This window comes from Brachybacterium paraconglomeratum, assembly GCF_039541415.1.
In the GTDB taxonomy this organism is placed as follows: domain Bacteria; phylum Actinomycetota; class Actinomycetes; order Actinomycetales; family Dermabacteraceae; genus Brachybacterium; species Brachybacterium paraconglomeratum_A.
In genome coordinates this window covers 290,910-311,437 of the sequence record NZ_BAABGE010000002.1, presented here as the reverse complement: position 1 = coordinate 311,437, position 20,528 = coordinate 290,910, and the positions used below count along the sequence as shown (strand labels likewise).

Genomic DNA, 20,528 nt, shown 5'->3' with positions numbered 1-20,528 from the left:
CCCCTGCCCGCCCCGTCGCTAGGTTGACAGGCGGCGTGCGGGCCCTCCCGTCGACGGGAGCGGTCCAGACGCGTCGTGACGCAAAGGAGCCTCATGGACCCCCGGATCACCCGTCGGACCGGACTGACCGCGACCGCGCTCGCCGCCGCAGGCGCCGTCGGCCTCCCCGCCGCCGCGCATGCCCAGGGAGACCCCGCCCCGCACAAGGAGCACCCCACCATGGACTCAGCGCGCTCCGCCCCGAGCTGGAGCCAGGGGAAGCCTCACCGCCATCCCTGGGATCGGCGCGGTTCTGGGGAGACGCTGCGGGAGGCGCGGCCGAACGCCGTGGGGCTCGACGGCGAGGTGCTCGAGCAGCTGCCGGGCATCATCCGCGCCGGGCTCGACAACGACCCGCCCCGCTTCTCGGGAGCATCCCTGCTGGTCGCCTCGCAGGCGGGCATCGCCTACGAGCACGCCGACGGATATGCGCTGCGCTGGCAGGACGCCTCCACCGAGCTGCCCGAAGTGCAGCGGATCCCGGCGCGCACCGACACGATCTACGATCTCGCCTCGATCTCGAAGATCTTCACCGCCACCGCCGTGATGCAGCACGTGGAGCAGGGGCTCCTGGGTCTGGACGACCTGGTCGCCGACCACCTGCCGCGCTTCGTCGAGAACGGGAAGGGTGAGGTCACCGTCCAGCATCTGCTCACCCACGTCGGCGGACTCCCGGCCTTCATCAACCTCTACTCCGCCTTCCCGGATGTCCCCTCGCGACTGGACGCCGTGCTGACCGTCGTCCCGAACGACCCGCCCGGCACCAGATATGTGTACTCGGACCTGGGGCTGATCACCCTCGGCCTGATCATCGAGAAGCTCTCCGGGCAGGGCCTCGACGAGTACGTGCGCGAGCACATCACCCAGCCGCTGGGGATGAGCGAGACGATGTACAACCCGCCCGCGGAGCTGAAGGGCAGGATCGCCGCGACGGAGTATGTGGACTACTACGGCTATCTGGTGCACGGCCATGTCCACGACGAGAACGCCTATTCGCTCGGCGGCGTGGCCGGGCATGCCGGGGTGTTCTCCACCGCCCGTGACCTCGCCGTGTTCGGGCAGATGTTCCTCGGCGGCGGGCGTTACGGCGAGGCCAGGATCCTCGAGGCCGCGACGGTGCAGGAGATGTACACCGACCGGATCGCCGACGTCACCGGAGTGGGCGGGGCGCGTCGAGGGCTCGGCCCGGAGCTCGAGGCCTGGTTCTACCACGCGGGCTTGACCAGCCCGTACAGCGGCACTCACACCGGATTCACGGGCACCTCGCTGGTGATCGACCCGCTCACCGACACGATCGTCATCCTGCTGACGAACTCGGTGCACCCCACCCGTGAGTGGTCCACCACCTCGGTCACCCGCCGGGAGGTCTCCACCTGCGTCGCCCGCGCTCTCGCGCTGGTGCCGAAGGAGGTCGCGGGCGGCTGGCACGCCGGCTCTGCGGACGCGACCACCGCCACTCTCAGCCTCGCGGTGCAGCTCGCCGCGGAGCGTGCGGCGGACCCCACGAGGGATCCCGCAGGGGAGCATGCGGAACGCTCGCCGGAGCTGCGCGTGGAGCTTTTCGCCCACCTCGAGACTGCTTACGACATCCTCACCCTCGAGGCCTCGACCGACCAGGGAGAGGCCTGGCTGCCGCTCCACGGCCTGCTCGATGCGAAGCATGAGGAACCAGTCGAGGTGCCCGACGGTCAGATCACCGGATGGGGTCGACGGGCGGGCTGGGACGGCACCTTCGCGCTCACGGGCGCGGGCGGCGAGCCGCTCTCCGGCGAGGCCCAGATCCGGCTGCGCCTGGACACCGACGGCTCCACCCGCGGGCTCGGAGCCTGGGTGGGAAGGATACGGGTGGTCCAGGGCGGGAAGGACCTGCTGGACACCGATCGCCCGGGCGACCGGGAGCAGGTGGTCGCCGACGGGTGGGCGCTCGGGAGCTGACCGCGGTCTGCCGGCGGTTCAGGCGCTGGCCGACGCAGGGCCGGGGTCAGGCCTGGGCGGAGAGGGCTGCCTCGATGTCGTCGGCGATGTCTGCCGGCTCCACCGCGGGAGCGTAGCGGCGCAGCACCGTGCCGTCGCGGCCGAGCAGGAACTTCGCGAAGTTCCACTCGATGTCGCCGGCGTCGATGGCGGCGGCCGTGATGCCGTCTCCCGCGGCGTCGCTCGCTTCGATGTCACTGTCTGCAGCGTCCTCGTGGGCACCCGTGAGCCACGTGTACAGCGGGTGCGCACCCTCGCCGTTGACGTCGACCTTGGCGAACATCGGGAAGCTGACGCCGTAGTTCACCTGGCAGAACTCGGAGATCTCCTCCTCGGTGCCGGGCTCCTGATTCATGAACTGGTCGCAGGGGAAGCCGAGCACGGTCAGGCCCTGCTCGCCGAAACGCTCGTGGAGGGCCTGCAGGCCGGCGTACTGCGGGGTGAGCCCGCACTTGCTGGCGGTGTTGACCACCAGCACCACGGAGCCCAGGTGGTCCGCGAGCTGCTGGTCCTGGCCGGAGATGGTGGTGGCGGTGAAGTCGGCGAGGGTCGTCATGTCTCCTATTGTCGGCCCTGGAGCGGGGCGTGCGCTGAATGGGTCAGGCGGCGCGGGGCGACCGCGCGTTCGCTGGCCTCCCCGTCGGCTCCATTCCCGGCCCATGTGCGGGCCCTGGTGCAGGCCCACGTGCAGGTCCTGGCGCAGAGCCGCGTGCGGTCCCGCTCCGCGGCGGACCTGCAGAAGACCTGCGTGCAGACCCGCGCGGGCCCCATTCCGGCCCGCGTGTTCGTCGCCTGCGCCCCCGCGCGAGCGCCCTCTGGCGCTGACCGTTCCTCCACAGCGCCCTGCCATCCACATTCCCGCAGTCATCCTTTCCGGGCCTCCCGCCTGCAGGAACGATGGGGACATGACCAATTCGTCGGGCACCTCGGGCCCTGAGGGAGAACACTCCCCTCAGGCGTTCCTCGACGGGCTGCGGCAGGCGGGACCGGCAGCGCTCGCGGAGGCGTTGGGGGATCTGGCCCATCTCCTGCAGGAGATCGCAGGCGATCCCGGGGACGCCTTCGAGCTCGCAGGCAGGGCCCGCCGAGACTTCACGAACCTGCTGGGCAATCTGCAGGCCTGCGTCGGAGCGATGGACGTGCTCGAAGCGCGCTCCGTGGTCGCACTACGGGACATCACCCGCCGTGATCGGTACGCAGAGGCCAGGGACCAGGCCGCGCACGAGAACGGTGCGGAGCCCTCACGCAACGCTGTCGACGAGGCGGCGGACTACACCACCAAGGATGACCTCTCCCAGATCACCCGTCGCTCCCCGCACATGGCCGGCCGCACGCTCGCCTCGGCGCAGCGCCTCCTCGCCATCCTGCCGCAGATGCTGGACGCGCTCCGGACCGGCAAGATCAGCAGTGATGCCGCCTATGCCGTCGCGGGATCCGCCGCGGGCCTTCCCCCGGAGGTCGCGCGGGAGGTGGACCACCGGCTCGGGCAGCGGCTCTCCGAGTTCGACGGCGCAGGCACCCGGCGCTGGCAGGACGCGGTGGCGACCATCGCGGGCGAGCTCGACCCCGTGGGAGCCACGCTCCGCCACCGCCGGGCGTTGAAGGAACGGCACGTCACGATGACCCCGGGCCAGAACGGCATGGCCTCCTTGTCTGCGCGGCTCTCGGCGGTTGACGCCGCCAGGATCCACAAGCGGTTCTCGCTCGAGGCCGAACGCCGCCGCGCCGCCGGAGCGCGAGAGGGTCACGGCGCCGCCATGGCCGATGCCTTCGCCGACACCCTGCTCGGCCGAGACGGCGGCGCCATCGAGCCGGGAGTCCTGGACATCGGTCTGATCATCACCGACCGCGCCATGTTCCGTCCCGACTCCGGCGACACCGCTCACCTCGAGGGCTACGGCCCCGTCCCCGCAGAAGCCGTCCGAGAGCAGCTGCGGGCCGCGACCACCGAGCCCGAGGACCCGGCCGTTGACCCGTACGGCGACGACGGTCCGGCCGTCCGCGCCGAGATCCGCCGGCTCTACACCCATCCGACCACCGGCGAGCTGGTCGCCATGGACTCGACCGCGCGCGCCTTCCCGCCAGCGATGAAACGTTTCCTGACCTGGCGTGACACCAGCTGTCGCGGACCCTTCTGCAATGCGGCGATCCGTCAGAGCGACCACATCGTGCCCGTCTCCCGCGGCGGTCCCACCAGCCTCGACAACGGCCAGGACACCTGCGCGCACTGCAACAAGAAGGAGAAGAGCGCCGCGAGCGTCGAGCGCACCGAGGATCCGGACGTGCCGGGACACGCCGTGACCTGGACCGGTCACTCAGGCGTGAGCCGAGTGACCACCCCGACCCCACTGATCTTCGAACGTCGACCTGACGAGGAGGAGGCCCCGTCCATCGAGCCGGAATCTGGCCCTTCCGAATCCGGCCCTCCAGAGACTGGCCCTCCAGAGACTGGCACGCCGAAATCTGGCACACCGGAAACTGCCACGCCGGAACTTGGTGCGCCGGAATCTGCCGCGCCGGATCAGACCATCGGACAGGCCATCCAGCCCGCCCGGTCGACGGTCACTCGACGCCGTCGGCAGCGAGCAGCAGGGCCGCCTCCGCCGCAGCGTCGAGCACCCCAGCCTCCTGCACGCAGCGAGCCAGCAGCCACTGACGCACCCGGCGCGAGTCCAGCCCGGCGAGTCTCGCCATCCGATCAGCGAAAGGACCGGGCTGAGCCCGCAGACGATCCGGATCATTGAACATGTGCTGCAGCACGTCATAGTGCGGATCGCCCACATACGGCTTGGGATCGATCAGCACCCAGCGCCGCCCGGACCCGACCTCGACAGCGCCATCAACGCTGACATCGACATCGACATCGACATCGACATCGACATCGACATCGACATCGACATCGAAAGCGCCAGCGCCGGTGCGATTGCGATTGCCGGTGCCATCGGCAGCGGGTGGCCCGTCTGCCGAGGCGAGAACATTGCCCGGATGGAGATCGGTCGCCAGCAGCACGTCATCCCCGTCCCATTGCGCGGGCAGCTCACGGAACAGTTCCAGGCCGTGGTCCACCAGGTCGCGGGGCAGTGGGGAGAATCCGGCCTCGGCCCGACGCTGCGCAGAGTCGGCCCACTGCGAGCACATCTGGCTGAGCGGCCGGAAGCCCCGCGTCGCGGCGGCGCCGATCACCTCAGTTCCCATCACCTCGCTGCCCACTGCCTCGTTGCCCACCACCTCACCGCGCGGCAGCTCGTTCGGCAGCACCTCGTTCGGGAGCAGATCGCTCGGCGACCCCCACAGCCCACGAGCCACGGCTGCGATCACCTCGTCCCGCTCCGGCCAGGTCAGCAGCTCAGCCAACGGTGTCCCAGGATGCACCCGGTCCAGCAGCAGCGCGGCCGTCTCGCCGTGCTGCTCGCTGCGATGGACCCGCGCCGCGCCCCGTCCCTGCCAGGCCACCATCCCGGCCGCCTCGTCGCGGGACTCCTCATGGGCCCAGGCGACCTTCAGCACCCGCTCCGCCCCGTCGGCATCACGCACCGGCGCCACCCACGCACTGGATCCACCGGGGGAGAACGGCGCGGACGCCGTCAGCTCCCACCGGGCGAGTAGTCCCTGGACCAGCTGCGGGAGCTGATCGCGCCAGGCGACGAGCCCCGGGTCCTCACTCGTCGCGAGCCTCGCCGGCAGAGGATGCCCCGCGACGAGGTCGGTCACGGTGCGAGGATCCGTTCGGGCATCACGAACTCGGCGCTGGGGGTCTGGACCTGACCTGTCACCACCAGACCCGTACAGCGCAGCGAACCTTCACCCTCCTCTGCGGCCAGGCGAGCGAGGATCGGCTCGGCCCACGTCCCGTATCCGGTATCACCCCAGGTGGCGAGCTCGACGACCTCCACTCCGGGCTCGATCGGATCGGACCGCACTCCGCGCACCGATAGCTCGAGAGCGGCCGATGCGGGATCTGTCAGCGACTCGTCCAGGCTGAACAGCCGCCCACCGAGCTCGACCAGCCGGGTCCGTCCCCAGAGCGAGTCGTACGTGCCGGCGACCAGCTGCGCGACCCGGGCAGCGGAGAGCGTTCCCAGGTTCTTGCCCTCACCCGCGCCAGCTCCCGTCTCGCCCGCGCCAGCTCCCGTCTCGCCCCGCCGGTCCTCCTCCTGCTCCGCGAGCGTGCGGGGCCGGGGCCGGCCATCGGAGGCGCCGCCCTGGGCCCCAGCGCGTTCCCACTCCTGCGCCTGCGGTGCGGGGCGGCCCGCGGCGAGAGACAGCAGTCCGAGGATGCCGATGGCGATATCCGAGCTGGGGGAGTCCACCGAGGTGCCGATCACGCTCACGGCCAGCCTTTCCGCCGGTGCCGCCCAGGTGCGGGAGAGTCCCGTCGGGAACCCGCCGGAGTGACCGATCACCGTGAAGCCGTGCAGCAGCCCCTGCTGCAGCCCCAGCCCGTACTGCCCGCCATCGCGCAGAGTCCAGACCCGACGCCGCATCTCCCGCAGCGATCTCGGCTCCAGCAGCGCATCGGTCGTCAGCACCTGCCCGGCGACGCTCGCGATCGCTCCGGCGGTGGCCCAGAAGCCCGTCGCCGCAGCAAGGGCGCCGGTGCTGATCTGCTCCACCACCCGTCGGGGCCCGTGCAGCAGTGAGGTGTGACCGACCGCGAATCCGTCGGCCGCCTCCGGCCCCGCAGCCCCCTCCGGGAGGTCGGGGCCGATCTCCTCCACGCCGACCGGGGTGAGCACCAGCTCGGTGACCGCCTCAGCGAAGCTCGTCCCGGTGATCTCCTCGATGACCAGCCCCAGCAGCCCGTAGCCGATGTTCGAGTACTGCAGATGCAGGCCCGGCTCGGCGCGCACCGCACCGGTACGGGCGATCTCCAGCAACCGTTCCCGATCGGCGAACGGGGTGCTGAGCCGCCACCAGCGCGAATCGTCGGAGTCGCGGGTCAGGCCCGCTGAGTGCGAGAGCAGGTCGCGCAGGGTGCGGTCCGCGACAGGGGAGTCGGCGAGTTCGGGCACGTGGTCGCCGACGGTGTCATCCAGCCGCAGCCGTCCCTGCTCCTGCAGGCGCATGATCGTCAGCGCCGTGAACATCTTCGAGTGCGAGGCGATGCGCAGCCGGTGCCTGGTGGTCAGCGGGATCCCCGCCGGTTCGTCGGCCGCACCGACCGCCACCTCCGTGACGAGCTGCCCGTCATGCCAGATCGCGACCTGGAATCCCGCCTGCCGGCGCAGGTGACGCACGGTCTCGAGCCACTCGGGCAGCATCGCCGCGACGGACTCGACGGCGGAACGAGGAAGCGGCGAGGTGCTCCGTGTCGCGGGCACAGCGGACGGGTCGGGCATGGGGTCTCCTTCGAGGTCAGCGGTCGCCCGAGCAGACTACGGCCAGGGCCTCCCCGCCGAGACCGTTAGCATCACCCTCGTGAAACCGTTCGTGCAGATCGCCACCCGCCCCGAGGACGACGTCGCCCTCACCGAGCGCGCCGCCGTGCTCGACTTCACCGGACTGACCGAGGACCAGCTGATCTTCGCCCGGCTGGATCGCGACCCCTTCCCCGACCTTCGCGCCGAGGACATCTCAGGGATCATCCTGTGCGGCAGCCCCTTCACCGTCTCCGACCCGGTGGAGTCGAAGTCCGCCGAGCAGGTCCGGGCCGAGAAGGAGATCTTCCGGGTCCTGGATCAGGTGATCGCCGAGGACATCCCCTTCCTCGGCGCCTGCTACGGGATCGGCACCCTCGGCACCCACCAGGGTGCCCTGATCGACAAGCTCAACGGCGAGCCACTCGGCGCCGTCGAGGTGACGCTCACCGCGGAAGGTCAGCAGGACCCGCTGATCCTCGAGGCGGAGCTGCCGCAGACCTTCACCGGACTCGTCGGCCACAAGGAAGCCGTGAACACGCTGCCCGCCCACGCCACCGTGCTGGCCACCGGGAAGACCTCCCCGGTGCAGATGTTCCGGGTGGGCACGCGCCAGTACGCGACCCAGTTCCATCCCGAACTCGACATCCCCTCGATCATCGAGCGGGCCCGCGCCTATCGCGAGCACGGCTACTTCTCTCCGGATGAGATGGAGGACGTGTTCACCGCGCTGCGGCACGAGGTCGCCGATCAGCCGCCCCGGCTGCTGCGCGCCTTCGCGACCCTGTTCGCACGCTGAGCCGGGCGGCTGAGCTGTCCTGCTCCACCGGGCGGCTGAGCTGAGCCGTTGAAGCAGGCTGGAGAACCGGGCGCGGCACGTCGTCCCCGCTCCCCAGGGCTTGCTCCGGTACCGTCCGGACCGTGCCTCGATTCACACCAGAGCAGATCCGACGGCGACAGCTCGTCGCGGGCGCCGTCGTGCTCGTGCTGCTGCTGGTGATCGGCGGTTGCACCGCCTCGGTGATCGGAGCCCTGCGCGGAGGCGAGAAGGACCAGGCGCTCACCGAGCCGAAGCCCTTCCAGGCTGATGATGCGGCGATGTCCGTGAACTCCATGCCCGCGGACGCCGCAGCCCTCACGAACCTTCCCGACGGGGCAGAGCTCACCCCCGACGAGGTGATGGGCATCGATGTCTCCAGCCATCAGGGGGACATCGACTGGGCGCAGGTCGCCGGGGATGGCTACAGCTTCGTCTACGTGAAGGCGACCGAGGGCACCGGGTTCACCGACTCGCACTTCCGCCAGAACTGGGACGGGGCACGGGCGGCGGGCCTGACCCCCGGCGCCTATCACTACTTCACGCTGTGCTCACCCGGCGCTGATCAAGCCGCGGACTTCCTGGCGGCCGCTCCGCCGGATGACTCCGCCCTCCCGCCGGCGCTCGACCTCGAGTTCGACGGCTCCTGCGCGGAGCGTCCCGAGGCGGCGGACGCGCAGAGCGAGATCGATGCCTTCACCGCGGCGGTCGAGGAGGCCTGGGGTCGGCGCCTGCTCATCTACTCCTCCTCGGAGTGGCGTACGCACTACCAGCTGCCGGTGACGGACAACCGCCCGGACTGGCTCTTCTCCGCAGCTCGGCGGCCGGTCCAGGAGGACTGGGCGGTCTGGCAGCTGCGCTTCGACGGGACGGTCGCCGGGATCAGCGGTGGGGTCGACATCGACGTCGCCCGGATCGATGTGCTGCGCACCCACGCCACCATCCCGGAGGGCGGCGGCGCACTCGAACATGCCGTGGAGGGGAGATGAGCGGCAGGGCGTGAGAGCAGGTCAGCCCTGCAGCTCCTGGGCGCGTTCGCTCTCCCGGGTGTAGTCCTTGACCAGGGCGTCGAGCACCGTGGTCCAGTGCTCGAGCAGCGACTGACGCTCGGCTGCACCCAGCAGCCGTTCCTGGTGGAGCTCGATCACGGTGCCCCAGAGCGGATCCTCGGGCGAGTCCTGCAGGGTCACCTGGAAGACGGTCTCGTGGTCGAGATCCGCAGGAGTCCAGCGCAGGCGGAGCCGACGGCCCACATGACAGCCGATCACCCGGCCGCGGACCCGGCCCTCGTGGCGGATCGGTGCACCGACCATCTGCGGAATCGACTCGACTCCGAGCCACTGCGGAAGATACTCGGCAAGCAGACGGCGCCAGACATCTTCTGCGGACGCGGGCAGGGCGCGGCGAACGGCCAGCTCCCACCCGGAATCGTGGGTGAGGCCGACGTGGCTGGGGCCGCCGTGGTCGAAGCCCCCATGGGTGAAGCCCCTGTGGGCGATGCCGGCAGGGGTGAGGCCGACGGGGAAGTGCCTGGTCTCGGAGCGCATATCACCACCGTAGGGCGGGTTCCGGGGTGTGCACAGAGGGATCCTCGAGCTGTCCTCAGGTGTTCGCCGCGGTGTTGCCGGGATGTCACCCAGAACGTGAGATCGGTCTGTGAACAGTGCTGTTCTGTGAGCAGAGCAGTTCCGCGAGCTGCGCAGTTCCGTGAGCAGAGCAGTTCCGCGAGCTGGGCTGTTCGGTGTCCGATCGGGCGCGCGTCCGGCGGTGTCCGTCAGGCGGACTGTCTCCCCGGGCAGGCATGCTGGGACCATGAGAGCCCCCGACGATGCCCGCCCCAGCCACGGCGCCGTCCGCGGCGCTGAGGGTGATGGCGGCCTCGACGGCCCGCTGCTCCCGCTGCGCGCCGTCCGTGAGCATCGCCTCGCCCCGGCCGAGCGGAACATCTGGCCCGTGACCCTCGCGCCTGTGCGCCAACTTCTGGACGAGGGGCTCGAGCTCGGGCAGATCACGGTGCTGACCGGGGACAACGGAGCCGGCAAGTCCACCCTCGTCGAGGCGATCGCCGGTGCCTACGGCCTGAACCCCGAAGGCGGAGGCACCGGGGCGATGCACGCGACCCGCACCACCGAGTCACCGCTCTCGGAGCATCTGCAGCTGGTGCGCGGTGCGGGCGCCCCGAAGTCCGGCTTCTTCCTGCGGGCCGAGACCATGCACTCCCTGTTCACCTACTACGAGGAGATCGGGGTGGGCGGAATGATGCACGAGCGCAGCCACGGAGAATCCTTCCTAGAGCTGGTCGCCGAACGCTCCCGCATCCGAGGCCTCTGGCTGCTGGACGAGCCCGAATCCGCACTCTCGCTGCCAGGCTGTCTGGCCCTGCTCGGACTCTTGCGAGATCTGGTGGAGAACGGCTCCCAGATCCTCCTGTCCACCCACTCCCCGGTGCTCGCCGCGCTGCCGGGAGCGGAGCTGTACGAGGTCGGCGAGTGGGGCCTGCGCCGCACCGACTACGACGATCTCACCCTGGTGCGCACCTGGCGCAGCTTCCTCGACGCCCCGCAGCGCTTCCTGCGGCACCTGGACTGACAGCCCCGCAACACAGCTCCGCAACACAGACTCTGCACCTGCACCTGCACCCGGCGGGACGCCTCGGCGGCTCAGGGCTGCAGGCGGTGGCGCTCCCAGCTGCCGTCGGCCGCCACGGTGTAGAGGATCCGGTCGTGGACGCGATGCGGGCGGCCCTGCCAGAACTCGAGGGTCTGCGGGCGCACTCGCAGACCGCCCCAGAATGGCGGCCGCGGCACCGGCTCCCCCGCGAAGCGCTCGTCGGCGGCGCCGTACTGCGCCTCGAGTCCCTCACGGGAGGCGATCGACCGGGACTGGTGGGAGGCCCAGGCGCCCAGCTGGGAGCCGCGTGGGCGCTGGTTCCAGTAGGCATCGGATTCCGCGGCGGAGACCTCCTCCACGCTGCCTTCGATCCGCACCTGCCGCTGCAGCGGATACCAGGGCAGCAGCAGTGCGGCCTGCGGCGTGGCTCGGGCCTCACGACCCTTGTCCGAGTCCAGGTTCGTGTACACGACGAAGCCGTCTGCGTCGTGCGCCTTCAGCAGCACGGTGCGGGAGCGCGGCCGGGGCGCTCCGTCCGCGTCGAGCGCCACGGTGGAGAGCACCACCGCCGACGGCTCCGGCAGATCGCCGTGCTCCTCCCGCCGGGCGAAGGCCTCCGCCAGCCAGAGATCGAACAGAGCCAGCGGATCGGCCGGGGCGTCATCGGGCAGCGACCCGGCGAGATAGTCGGTGCGCTCGCCGGCGAGCTGGGGGAGGGCGGGACGGTCGGGCATCGGGGTCTCCTGTCCCTCGGTGGTCATCATCATCTCGCGGCTGCGACCCGCGCGGACTGATCACCCCGAAATCGCGGGGTCACCTTCCGCGATGGCCCGCAGTGCGGCCAGATGCCCGGCGAGGGCGGCGCGGCCATTCACGGTGAGCGAGACCCAGGTCAGCCGACGGGCATCATCCCGTACGGGTGAGAACTCCTTGCGCAGCTTCACCAGCTCTGCGTCGGCCAGCAGCTTGAGGTTCTTCGAGAGGTTCGCGTCCTTCAGCTGCAGGGTGTCGCGCAGCACCGAGAACTCGACCTCGCTCATCGGCCGCAGCATTCCGCAGATCCGGAGGCGCACCGGGGCGTGGATGAGCTCGTGGAATTCCGGTGCGGGGTCCTGCCCGGCACGGGGAGCGGAAGCCCTGCTCATCGCTGCGACTGCACGGGCGATGAGGTGGGCGAGGGGGAGGAGAGATCGGAGCGCAGTGCGGCGTCGTACCGGCGCCCCAGCCCCACGGTCGCGAGGAAGCCGAGCGCTGCGGGCACCAGCACCCACCACGGGGAGAGCCCGCCGATCTTCATCAGCACCCCGGAGACCATCAGCACGATCAGCGTCACCACGAGCAGCACCATCATGTGCCGGCTGCGGGGGCCGGCGGGCCCAGGCATCCAGACCTTGTATCGGCTGGTGTAGGCCTTGATCAGGAAGGGTATCCAGATGATGATCAGCGCGATCACGATCGTGGAGTTGACCCCGGGCAGAGATTGGGCGCCGATGGCGCCGGCCACCATGGCGCCGAGGATGGGGTGATACCACCATGGCGTGACCAGTCGCGTGGCGAGCTGGCTGGAATCGGTGTCGAGGGCGTCCAGCGCGGCGCGGGCTTCTGCGGCGGAAGGCGCGCTCTCGGAGCTGCCTGCAGCGCCGTCAGCTGTGCCGTCCTCGGGGCCGCCGTCGGTGCCGTGTCGCGGCAAGTCGTTTTCCATAATGGAAACTCTAGGAGTCACTTCACGGTTCGTCAAGTGATTGGCGGAAGCGGCCCGCGCATCGCGGTGGACCGCACCGCGGACGACGACACCGTGGGCGATGGCGCCGCGGGTGACCGCATCGCGGGCGGCAGAGCCGTTCAGGCTGCCGCGAGCTGCCCGCGGCCGTGGCGCGGGCGGCGATGCACCCCGGGCTCGCGCAGCAGGGAGGAGAGCAGGCCCCGGTGGCTGCGGTGAGTTGTTGCAGGCAGAGTCGCCAGCGGAGTCGCAGCAGGGAGCGGCGCCGACTGCGCGGGCGGGGCCGTGACCACGAGCGTGCTGGGATCCTGACCGCGCGCGGCGGCGCGGGCCTTCGCGGCGCGCACCTGCTGCAGCGACGCGACGTCTCCCCAGGCGGCGGGCAGCGGTCGGTAGTCGATGAGGTGATCCTCAGCGGTGACTCGGGTGCGGCTGGTGGCGATGGTTGCGTTTCTCATGACTCCACTGTCCGTCGCGGCCTACTGCCGGCGCGTCCACCGGGGAGGGCGAGCGCATCATCCCGCAGGTGGATCTCCCGCTGGCCCCGCACCCGACCGGAGTCGCCCTGGTGCTGAGCGGCGGCGCAGCGGGGGAGCGGTCACACCGTTATCGAACCGAGTCGGGCGGTACATGTTCTCGTCACCGCGCCTTCTTCCGGGACGACTACTACTGGGAGCGCTCCCACCGCCGCGGGGAGCACGTGCCCCGCGCTCCCCACCCGGAACGGACCCCTCATGCCCTCTGCCTTCACGGCGCGCCCACGCGCCCTGCCCGCCAGCACAGGAGGTGCGCACGCCCGTCGCGCCGCCGTCGCCCTGCTGGCGGGCGCCGCCTTCGCCGTCGGCCCGACGCTTCTGCCGCTCGACGGATCCGGAGCGGTCCACGGCCTGGCCACCCCCGCAGCACACGCCGCCCCGCTCGCCGGTGCGCCAGCCCCCGCGGCCCCGGGTTCCACTGCCGCGGCGTCACCGCTGCTGATCACCGAGATCGCCCCCGACACCGAGGGGCATGACGAGTTCGAGTTCTTCGAGATCACGAACACCTCCAGCGTCGCGATGACCGTCGGCGGGACCGACGGCCACGGCCTCTCCTACCTCTACGCCGACGACTCCGACACCGGTCGGGACGTGCCGCTGACCCTCGAACAGCCCGTCGAGCTCGCCGCCGGAGCCTCCCTCGTGGCGTGGCTCAGTTACGAAGCGAGCAACATCGACTCCTTCGCCCGTACCGTCGAGGATTTCCGGGCGCACTGGGGCGCGGCCGAGGGGACCCAGGTGGTCCGGGCGACCGGGCAAGCCGGGATGGCCAACGGCGGGAACCGGGGCGTGCGCGTGCTCGACCCCGCCGGCACCGAGATCTCCCGCAGCTTCTACCCCTCCGGGTCCGTCGCTGCAGGGCAGAGCGCCCACTTCCAGCTCCCGGCGACCGAGGGTGAGCTCTCCGCCGCCCTGCTCGCCGGTCCCGCCGCCCCCACCCCGGGCGCGGTCGACCCTGCGCAGCTCACCGCGCCGAACCCGGAGGAGCCCGAGGAACCGGAAACTCCCGAGGAGCCGGAGACGCACGAGCAGCCCGCCGAGGCACCGTCGGCACCGCCCGCGGACTCGCTCGTGGGCCACCTCCAGATCACCGAGGTCACCCCCGACAGCACCAATGTCGGCGGGTCCGACGGCTACGAGTTCATCGAGCTCTACAACGCGACCGCGGCGCCGATCTCGCTGGCCGACTACGAGCTGCGCTACCTCTACACCAACGACGGCGAAGCCATCTCCAGCACCGCCGACTGGCCGCTGGTCCCGGCCGATGTCACGGTCGCCCCCGGCGGCACCGTCGTCATCTGGGTGAAGAACGGCCCTAACGATGTGCTGACCAGCGAGGACTTCGCGAAGCATTACGGCGTGGAACCCGCCGCCCTGAACCTCGTGGAGACCTTCACCGGCGGCATGGCCAACGGCAGCGGCCGCGGACTGGAGCTGATCACCCGCGCCGGGGACAGCGTCCACCGCACCTTCTACAACCTCTCCGGCGCCGACGACACCGTCGCCGATCAGGGCATCCAGTACCGCACCGGAGGAGCGGCCGACGGCGAAGTGCCCGACTTCTCCCGCGGCACCCTGACCACCACCGCCGCTGCCACGCCCGGCGCGGTCGACCCCGCCCAGGTGCCCGCCGAGCTGGTCGAGGTGCCGGCCGATGGCCAGGCGCCCCAGGTCACGGACCTCACCGCGGCCGAGCTCGACCCGTCGGCCGATGCTGTCATCAGCCATCAGGTCACCGATGACGTGCAGGCCCGCACCGTCACCCTCCACCTGCGCTCGAGCGCCGGCGCGGACTTCACCGCCCACACCGTGCGCCGCACCGACGGCGACCGCTTCGACTACTCGATCCCGGCCGCGGACCTCACCGGCAAGCGCTGGTACGAGTACTACCTGGTCGCCTCCGACGGCACCCAGGAGACCCGCACCGAGACCGCCCGCGTGGGCCTGACCGGCGTGGATGCGGCACCGCTGCGGATGAACCTGGCCGAGGGCCAGTTCGTCTCCGGCGCCACCGCTGTCTCCGTCGCCGGGGACGAGCACCCCGCCGATGCGGTCCTGAGCATCGACGGCCAGGCCCGCACCGACGCCGCGCCCGCGCTCGAATCCGCCCCCGTCTTCGCGATGGAGGCCAGCCAGACTGACGTCTTCTTCCGCAACGGGATCCTGGTGGGCGACGAGGTCATCGAGATCTTCGACGAGGGCTTCTACGGGAACTGGGTCACCGTGGACACCGAGGTGCCGCTACAGCACGTGGTCCAGGGCGATCAGCTGGTGGTGACCGTCGCCGCGGGCACCAAGGCCTACCCCGGCATCGACGAGAACGAGAACAACGACGACTTCACCGTCCGCAACCTGCGCCTGATCCTGCCCGACGGCCGCACCCTGCGACCGGCCGACCACGCGGATCCCGCAGAGATCATCGACATGGGCGACTCCGCCGGCAAGCATGACCTGCTCGACGCGGCGTTCACGCTGCCCGAGGATGCCTTCACCGCCCGAGCCGTCACCTGGGACACCACCGTCGTCGAGGACGGCGAACACCTGCTGACCGGCACCGATGGTGCCGGGAACACGGTCGAGCGCACCGTGTTCGTGGACAACACCGCGCCAGTGATCACCAGCCCCCTCGAAGACGGCGCCACCTACCAGGGCGAGTTCTCCCTCGATGCCTCCGCCGAGGACGCCGGCAGCGGGGTCGCCTCGTTGACCGCCATCCTCGACGGGGAGGACGCCGGCCTCCCTCAGGACGTCTCCTCCCTGACTCTGGAGCCCGGCGAGCACGTCCTGAAGATCACTGCGGTCGACGAGCTCGGCAACGAGGCCACCAAGACCCTCACCTTCACCACCCCGGAGGAGAACCCCACCGCCACGGCGCTCACCGCGGACGGCGCCACGGCCCCCATCTGTGCAGACCCGCAGGTCGAGGTCGAGATCACCGATCCCTCCGGAGACCTGATGGACGTCTCCTTCCGCTCCGGGACCAGCGCGTCTCTGAGCGAGGGAACGGTGCAGGGCACCTCCGGCGAGGTGCGCGATGCGGACACTGCAGAGCGCTCCGGCCAGGAGCTCGCCGCCGGGCAGGCCACCGGCTCCGAGGACGCACTGCCGTTCCACGAGTTCGCGGTCGATGTGCCGGAAGGCTCCGAGGAGGGCGCCGAGGTGCGCCTGGCCTGGGAAGGGGCCGCCGACCCGGGGGCCCGGGTGCGCCTGCTGATCGAGGAGGCCGCCACCGGTGAGCTGGTGGAGGTCGCGCATGCCTTCGCCGCCGAGGACGGCGCCGTCGCCTTCGATGAAGTGGTGCCGGCCGCCGGGCATGTGGTCGACGGGCAGGTCCGCGCCGTACTCCAGCATTCCGTGGGCTGGGCCGGAGCAGACCTCTCCTCGCGGGACTCCGCCGTCGAGCCGCACCACCCGGAGGCGACCGACCGCTCCGACTACGACTTCACGCTCGCCTGGGAGTCGGACACGCAGTACTACAACGAGGAGTTCTACGAGCACCAGCTGAACATCCACAACTTCCTGCTGGAGGAGCGGGAGAGCCTGAACCTCCAGTACCTGTTCCATACCGGGGACATCGTCGACAACTTCGACCAGCCGGCGCAGTGGGCCAACGCCGACCCGGCCTACCAGATGCTCGATGACGCCGAGCTGCCGTACAACGTGCTCGCCGGAAACCACGACGTGGGCAGCATGGCGGGCGACTACTCGCAGTACGGGAAATACTTCGGTGAGGCCCGCTACCAGGCCAAGCCCTGGTACGGCGGCTCCTACGAGAACAACCGCGGCAGCTACACGCTGTTCAGCAGCGGCGGCGTCGACTTCATCGTGGTCTCCCAGGGATGGGGCCCGGGGGATGAGGAGATCGCCTGGATGAACGAGGTGCTCGCGCAGTACCCCGAGCGCACCGCGATCCTCAACGTGCACGAGTACATGCTCACCACCGGCGGACTCGGACCTATCCCGCAGCAGATCCAGGATGAGGTGGTGGCCACCAACCCGAACGTGTCCATGGTGATGAGCGGGCACTATCACGACGCCCACACGCGTGTGGATTCCTTCGATGACGACGGCGACGGCACCCCGGATCGCGACGTCACCCAGATGCTCTTCGACTACCAGGGACTGCCGGAGGGCGGCCAGGGCTTCCTGCGCCTGCTCCACTTCGACAACGAGGGCCAGCGGATGCTGGTGCGCACCTACTCGCCCTCCCTCGAGCAGTACTCGAGCGACGATCCGACCCTCACCCCCGAGGATCAGGACTTCGAGGTCTCCTTCGAGCAGCTCGGCATCACCCCGCAGGAGAAGGAGCTGACCACCACGGAGTTCACCGCCGAGGTGCTCGATGACGAAGCGTTCGCCCTGGTCAAGGAAGCGGAGTCCGGGACGACGGTCTCCGCCGACGCCGCCGTGCTCGGCGCCGGCACTCACTCCTGGTACGCCCAGGTCACCGACCCCCATGGCGGCGTGGCCCGCACCGAGGTGCGGGAGCTGACGCTCACCGAGGAGGGGGCGGACTGCAAGCCGACGGAGCCGGGGAAGCCGGATCACGCGGGGGAGCCGGGGAAGCCCGACCATGCGGGTAAGCCGGGCAAGCCCGATCATGCGGGCAAGCCAGGAAAGCCCGATCACGTCGGCAAGCCCGACCACGCCGGCAAGCCAGGAAAGCCGGACCACGCCGGCTGAGCGGACGGCTGACCAGCTGATCTGGCGCGGGCGCTGCGGCGCCGGTTTTCGCCACAGCTGAATCAGGCGGCCCGTCCTCCCTCGGGAGGGCGGGCCGCCTGCGGCTCTCGTCGGCCTCCTCGATGGCCGGCCCGTCCGCCTCGGAGAGAGGCGCAGGGGAGCCCTGCCCACGGTGCGCTGACCGGAGTGAGGGCTCCCAGCCCGCTTGCGCCTCCGCAGAAGCCTGCTATCGTTCCTCTCCGAACCATCGTGTTCACCGGATTGTCATCCCCCGTCCTTGACGAGGGAGCAAGACCTGGGACCTGCTCGTGCGCTCCAGCGCACCCAGCGGGGCCCGGGTCTTTTTTGTTGCCCGGAACCCGCCGCTGACGGGCCACCGAGTCCAGGAACACTGACCAGGGAAGACCGACCAGGAAGGATGCGACGACGCATCATGAGCACCTCCGCATCAGGAACCACGTCGATCGCCGAGGACATCGTCCGCGGCGTCGGTGGGTCCGAGAACATCGAGAGCCTCACCCACTGTGCGACCCGTCTGCGCTTCCAGCTGCATGACGGCGAGAAGGTGGACCGAGAGAGCCTCGATGCGCTCTCAGGCGTGATGGGCACCGTGCCGCAGTCCGGGGACCGCTTCCAGGTCGTCATCGGCGGCGCCGTCGCCGGGGTCCACTCCCAGATCATGAACCTCCCCTCGATGAGCGCTGGCGGGACGCCCCGCGCTCAGTCCGACGCCGAGGTCAAAGCCGCCATCCGCTCCAAGGCGAAGGGGAAGTGGTCCTGGCTGGACAGCTTCTTCGAGTACCTCTCGGACTCCTTCCGCCCGCTGATGGGCGTGCTGCTCGGTGCCTCGCTGATCATCGCGATCGCCTCGGTGCTCGACGCACTCGGCATGGTCGACTTCCGTGCCGAGGACAAGTCCGCGACCTGGGTGTTCGTCGATGCGATGTGGCGCTCGGTGCTCTACTTCCTGCCGATCATGGTGGCCTTCAACGCCGCGAAGAAGCTGCAGATCGACGGCTGGGTCGGCGCGGCCGTGATGGCCGCGGTGATGACCCCGGACTACATGGGCCTGCTCGACGGCACCACCCCCGGCGTCACCTGCACCACCAATGAGCTGCTGGGCACCCAGCAGTGCATCGCCCAGGTGTTCGGCCTGCCCATGCAGCTGAACGACTACGGCGGCCAGGTGTTCGTGCCGCTGCTGATGGTCGCGCTGCTGGCGCTGGTCTACAAGGGCCTGCAGAAGGTGTTCCCGCCGAACGTGCAGCTGGTGTTCGTGCCCTTCCTCGCGATGCTGGTGATGATCCCGGTGACCGCCTTCCTGATCGGCCCCCTCGGCATCTGGGCCGGCAACGGCCTCGGCGCGGGCCTGGCCTGGCTCAACGGCAACGCGCCGCTGGTCTTCGCGATCTTCATCCCGCTGCTGTACCCGTTCCTGGTGCCGCTGGGCCTGCACTGGCCGCTGAACGCGCTCATGCTGCAGAACATCAACTCGCTCGGCTACGACTTCATCCAGGGCCCCATGGGCGCCTGGAACTTCGCCTGCTTCGGCGCCACCGCCGGGGTGCTGCTGCTCTCGATCCGCCACCGCGAATCCGAGATGCGCCAGACCGCCACCGGTGCGCTCGCCGCGGGCCTGTTCGGCGGCATCTCCGAGCCGTCCCTGTACGGCATCCACCTGCGCTTCAAGCGCATCTACCCGCGCATGCTGGTGGGCTGCCTCGCCGGCGGTCTGACCGTGGGCCTGCTCGGCGGCGTGAACACCTCCGTGTTCGCCTTCACCTCGCTGCTGACCATCCCCGTCTTCGACCCGATGCTCACCTATGTCATCGCGATCGTCATCGCCTTCGCGGTCGCCATGGTCCTGGTCTACTTCTCCGACTACCGAACCGCCGAGCAGCGCGCCGAGGCGAACGCCCAGCGTGACGCCGACGAGGCCGCCGCCGCGCCGGCCGCTGCATCCCGCACCGCCGAGGTTGCTGCTCCCGCCGAAGAGTGTGAGCTCGTTGCCGTCGGCGCCCCCGCTGCGGCGGGCGGCGCCGCCGCCGGTGTGACCGGTGCTGCTGCGACCGGCTCCTCGTCGGCCGATGCGTCCACCCAGCCCGGGATCCCCGACGCTGCCAACCCCGACGCTGCCACCCCCGCAGCGCCCGCTCCGGCCGCACCCGGCGCCGGCGACGTGGTGCTCACAGCCCCGGTGGCCGGACGCCTGGTCCCGCTCAGCGAGGTCGCCGACCCGGTGTTCGCCTCGAAGGCCCTCGGTGAAGGGGTCGGCATCGTCCCGGCCGACGGGCGGATCCTCGCCCCGGCGGACGGCCTGCTGGCCACCGTCGCCACCACCGGTCACGCCTTCGGCCTGCTGGCCAACGGCGGCGCAGAGGTGCTGGTCCACGTCGGCATCGACACCGTGAAGATGGACGGTGAGGGCTTCGACGTCCGCGTCGAACAGGGGCAGAAGGTCCGTGCCGGCGACCTGCTGGCCGTGGTCGACCTCGAGGCGATCCGCGCTGCCGGATATGACTCGATCACGCTGCTGACCGTTCCGAACACCAAGACCTTCGCTGCGGTCGACCCCGCACCTGCAGCGGACGTCATGGCGGGCGACACAGTGGTCATCGCGCGCCGCTGAGCCGCTGGTCCGGTGCGCGTACCCTCCTGTGCAGAGGGTGCGCGCACCACGCCGCTGAATGGCCGCAGACTGGTCGCCGATGCGTCGCCGCTGCGTCGCCGATTGGCCGCTGATTGGCCGCCGATCGGCCGACAGCCGAGGCTGGCAGGTGGTGCGGGTGCCC

Annotated in this window: 14 protein-coding genes and 1 pseudogene; 7 read left to right on the top strand and 8 right to left on the bottom strand. The window is 70.5% G+C overall.

The annotated features are described in order from the left end of the window. The first annotated feature begins 93 nt into the window (after positions 1–93). Entirely contained in the window at positions 94–1,974 is a 1,881-nt protein-coding gene (locus ABD893_RS01350; RefSeq protein WP_345075710.1) for a serine hydrolase domain-containing protein, read from the top strand. A gap of 46 nt (positions 1,975–2,020) precedes the next feature. Here ABD893_RS01350 and ABD893_RS01345 read toward each other — a convergent pair whose 3' ends face one another. Continuing rightward, positions 2,021–2,569 carry a glutathione peroxidase gene (locus ABD893_RS01345; protein WP_345075708.1) on the bottom strand — a complete coding sequence of 183 codons (549 nt, stop codon included), beginning with the start codon at positions 2,567–2,569 and terminating at the stop codon, positions 2,021–2,023. Between ABD893_RS01345 and ABD893_RS01340 the strand changes: the two are divergent. Beyond that, positions 2,535–4,247: pseudogene (locus tag ABD893_RS01340) on the top strand (DUF222 domain-containing protein); the annotation flags it as partial. The gene ABD893_RS01345 and the pseudogene ABD893_RS01340 overlap by 35 nt on opposite strands. A gap of 328 nt (positions 4,248–4,575) precedes the next feature. Here ABD893_RS01340 and ABD893_RS01335 read toward each other — a convergent pair. Both ABD893_RS01335 and ABD893_RS01330 read right to left on the bottom strand, forming a co-directional pair. Beyond that, positions 4,576–5,724: an aminoglycoside phosphotransferase family protein gene (locus ABD893_RS01335; protein ID WP_345075707.1), complete on the bottom strand. Its 1,149-nt coding sequence runs from the start codon at positions 5,722–5,724 to the stop codon at positions 4,576–4,578. Further along, positions 5,721–7,352 carry a serine hydrolase domain-containing protein gene (locus ABD893_RS01330; RefSeq protein ID WP_345075706.1) on the bottom strand — a complete coding sequence of 544 codons (1,632 nt, stop codon included), beginning with the start codon at positions 7,350–7,352 and terminating at the stop codon, positions 5,721–5,723. Before ABD893_RS01330 ends, ABD893_RS01335 begins: the two co-directional genes overlap by 4 nt. A 79-nt stretch (positions 7,353–7,431) precedes the next feature. On the opposite strand from ABD893_RS01330, the gene ABD893_RS01325 reads away from it, so the two are divergent. Together ABD893_RS01325 and ABD893_RS01320 are read left to right on the top strand one after the other, a co-directional pair. Next, the gene (locus tag ABD893_RS01325; RefSeq protein ID WP_345075705.1) at positions 7,432–8,169 is read left to right on the top strand and encodes a glutamine amidotransferase; all 738 of its coding nucleotides are present in this window, start codon (positions 7,432–7,434) and stop codon (positions 8,167–8,169) included. A gap of 122 nt (positions 8,170–8,291) precedes the next feature. Next, positions 8,292–9,176 carry a GH25 family lysozyme gene (locus ABD893_RS01320; RefSeq protein WP_345075703.1) on the top strand — a complete coding sequence of 295 codons (885 nt, stop codon included), beginning with the start codon at positions 8,292–8,294 and terminating at the stop codon, positions 9,174–9,176. Between the two features lie 21 nt (positions 9,177–9,197). On the opposite strand, the gene ABD893_RS01315 is transcribed toward ABD893_RS01320, so the two are convergent. Then, positions 9,198–9,734: an SRPBCC family protein gene (locus tag ABD893_RS01315; protein ID WP_345075702.1), complete on the bottom strand. Its 537-nt coding sequence runs from the start codon at positions 9,732–9,734 to the stop codon at positions 9,198–9,200. 265 nt (positions 9,735–9,999) lie between these two features. Between ABD893_RS01315 and ABD893_RS01310 the strand changes: the two genes are divergently transcribed. Beyond that, positions 10,000–10,776: an AAA family ATPase gene (locus ABD893_RS01310; protein ID WP_345075701.1), complete on the top strand. Its 777-nt coding sequence runs from the start codon at positions 10,000–10,002 to the stop codon at positions 10,774–10,776. A 71-nt stretch (positions 10,777–10,847) separates the two neighbouring features. Here ABD893_RS01310 and pdxH read toward each other — a convergent pair whose 3' ends face one another. The 4 genes from pdxH to ABD893_RS01290 form a co-directional block, all read right to left on the bottom strand. After that, positions 10,848–11,531 carry a pyridoxamine 5'-phosphate oxidase gene (gene pdxH / locus ABD893_RS01305; RefSeq protein WP_345075699.1) on the bottom strand — a complete coding sequence of 228 codons (684 nt, stop codon included), beginning with the start codon at positions 11,529–11,531 and terminating at the stop codon, positions 10,848–10,850. Positions 11,532–11,591: 60 nt separating this feature from the next. Beyond that, the gene (locus ABD893_RS01300) at positions 11,592–11,942 is read right to left on the bottom strand and encodes a transcriptional regulator (protein WP_345075698.1); all 351 of its coding nucleotides are present in this window, start codon (positions 11,940–11,942) and stop codon (positions 11,592–11,594) included. After that, complete coding sequence (locus ABD893_RS01295) at positions 11,939–12,499, bottom strand: hypothetical protein (protein ID WP_345075697.1); 561 nt, start codon at positions 12,497–12,499, stop codon at positions 11,939–11,941. The genes ABD893_RS01300 and ABD893_RS01295 overlap by 4 nt, the downstream gene beginning before the upstream one ends. Positions 12,500–12,639: 140 nt before the next feature. Then, positions 12,640–12,975 (bottom strand): hypothetical protein, encoded by a 336-nt coding sequence (locus ABD893_RS01290; RefSeq protein WP_345075696.1) that lies wholly within the window; start codon positions 12,973–12,975, stop codon positions 12,640–12,642. A gap of 276 nt (positions 12,976–13,251) precedes the next feature. Here ABD893_RS01290 and ABD893_RS01285 point away from each other — a divergent pair, with 276 nt between their 5' ends. Continuing rightward, the gene (locus tag ABD893_RS01285) at positions 13,252–17,736 is read left to right on the top strand and encodes a lamin tail domain-containing protein (protein WP_345075695.1); all 4,485 of its coding nucleotides are present in this window, start codon (positions 13,252–13,254) and stop codon (positions 17,734–17,736) included. A 433-nt stretch (positions 17,737–18,169) separates the two neighbouring features. After that, positions 18,170–20,365 carry a glucose PTS transporter subunit IIA gene (locus tag ABD893_RS01280; RefSeq protein WP_345075694.1) on the top strand — a complete coding sequence of 732 codons (2,196 nt, stop codon included), beginning with the start codon at positions 18,170–18,172 and terminating at the stop codon, positions 20,363–20,365. Positions 20,366–20,528: the final 163 nt, after the last annotated feature.

Excerpts from the sequence above, each read along its gene's own strand:
- ABD893_RS01350 (WP_345075710.1), top strand. The coding sequence starts at position 94 with ATGGACCCCCGGATCACCCGTCGGACCGGACTGACCGCGACCGCGCTC.
- ABD893_RS01345 (WP_345075708.1), bottom strand. The coding sequence starts at position 2,569 with ATGACGACCCTCGCCGACTTCACCGCCACCACCATCTCCGGCCAGGAC.
- ABD893_RS01330 (WP_345075706.1), bottom strand. The coding sequence starts at position 7,352 with ATGCCCGACCCGTCCGCTGTGCCCGCGACACGGAGCACCTCGCCGCTT.
- ABD893_RS01315 (WP_345075702.1), bottom strand. The coding sequence starts at position 9,734 with ATGCGCTCCGAGACCAGGCACTTCCCCGTCGGCCTCACCCCTGCCGGC.
- ABD893_RS01310 (WP_345075701.1), top strand. The coding sequence starts at position 10,000 with ATGAGAGCCCCCGACGATGCCCGCCCCAGCCACGGCGCCGTCCGCGGC.
- pdxH (WP_345075699.1), bottom strand. The coding sequence starts at position 11,531 with ATGCCCGACCGTCCCGCCCTCCCCCAGCTCGCCGGCGAGCGCACCGAC.
- ABD893_RS01300 (WP_345075698.1), bottom strand. The coding sequence starts at position 11,942 with ATGAGCAGGGCTTCCGCTCCCCGTGCCGGGCAGGACCCCGCACCGGAA.
- ABD893_RS01295 (WP_345075697.1), bottom strand. The coding sequence starts at position 12,499 with ATGGAAAACGACTTGCCGCGACACGGCACCGACGGCGGCCCCGAGGAC.
- ABD893_RS01290 (WP_345075696.1), bottom strand. The coding sequence starts at position 12,975 with ATGAGAAACGCAACCATCGCCACCAGCCGCACCCGAGTCACCGCTGAG.
- ABD893_RS01285 (WP_345075695.1), top strand. The coding sequence starts at position 13,252 with ATGCCCTCTGCCTTCACGGCGCGCCCACGCGCCCTGCCCGCCAGCACA.
- ABD893_RS01280 (WP_345075694.1), top strand. The coding sequence starts at position 18,170 with ATGAGCACCTCCGCATCAGGAACCACGTCGATCGCCGAGGACATCGTC.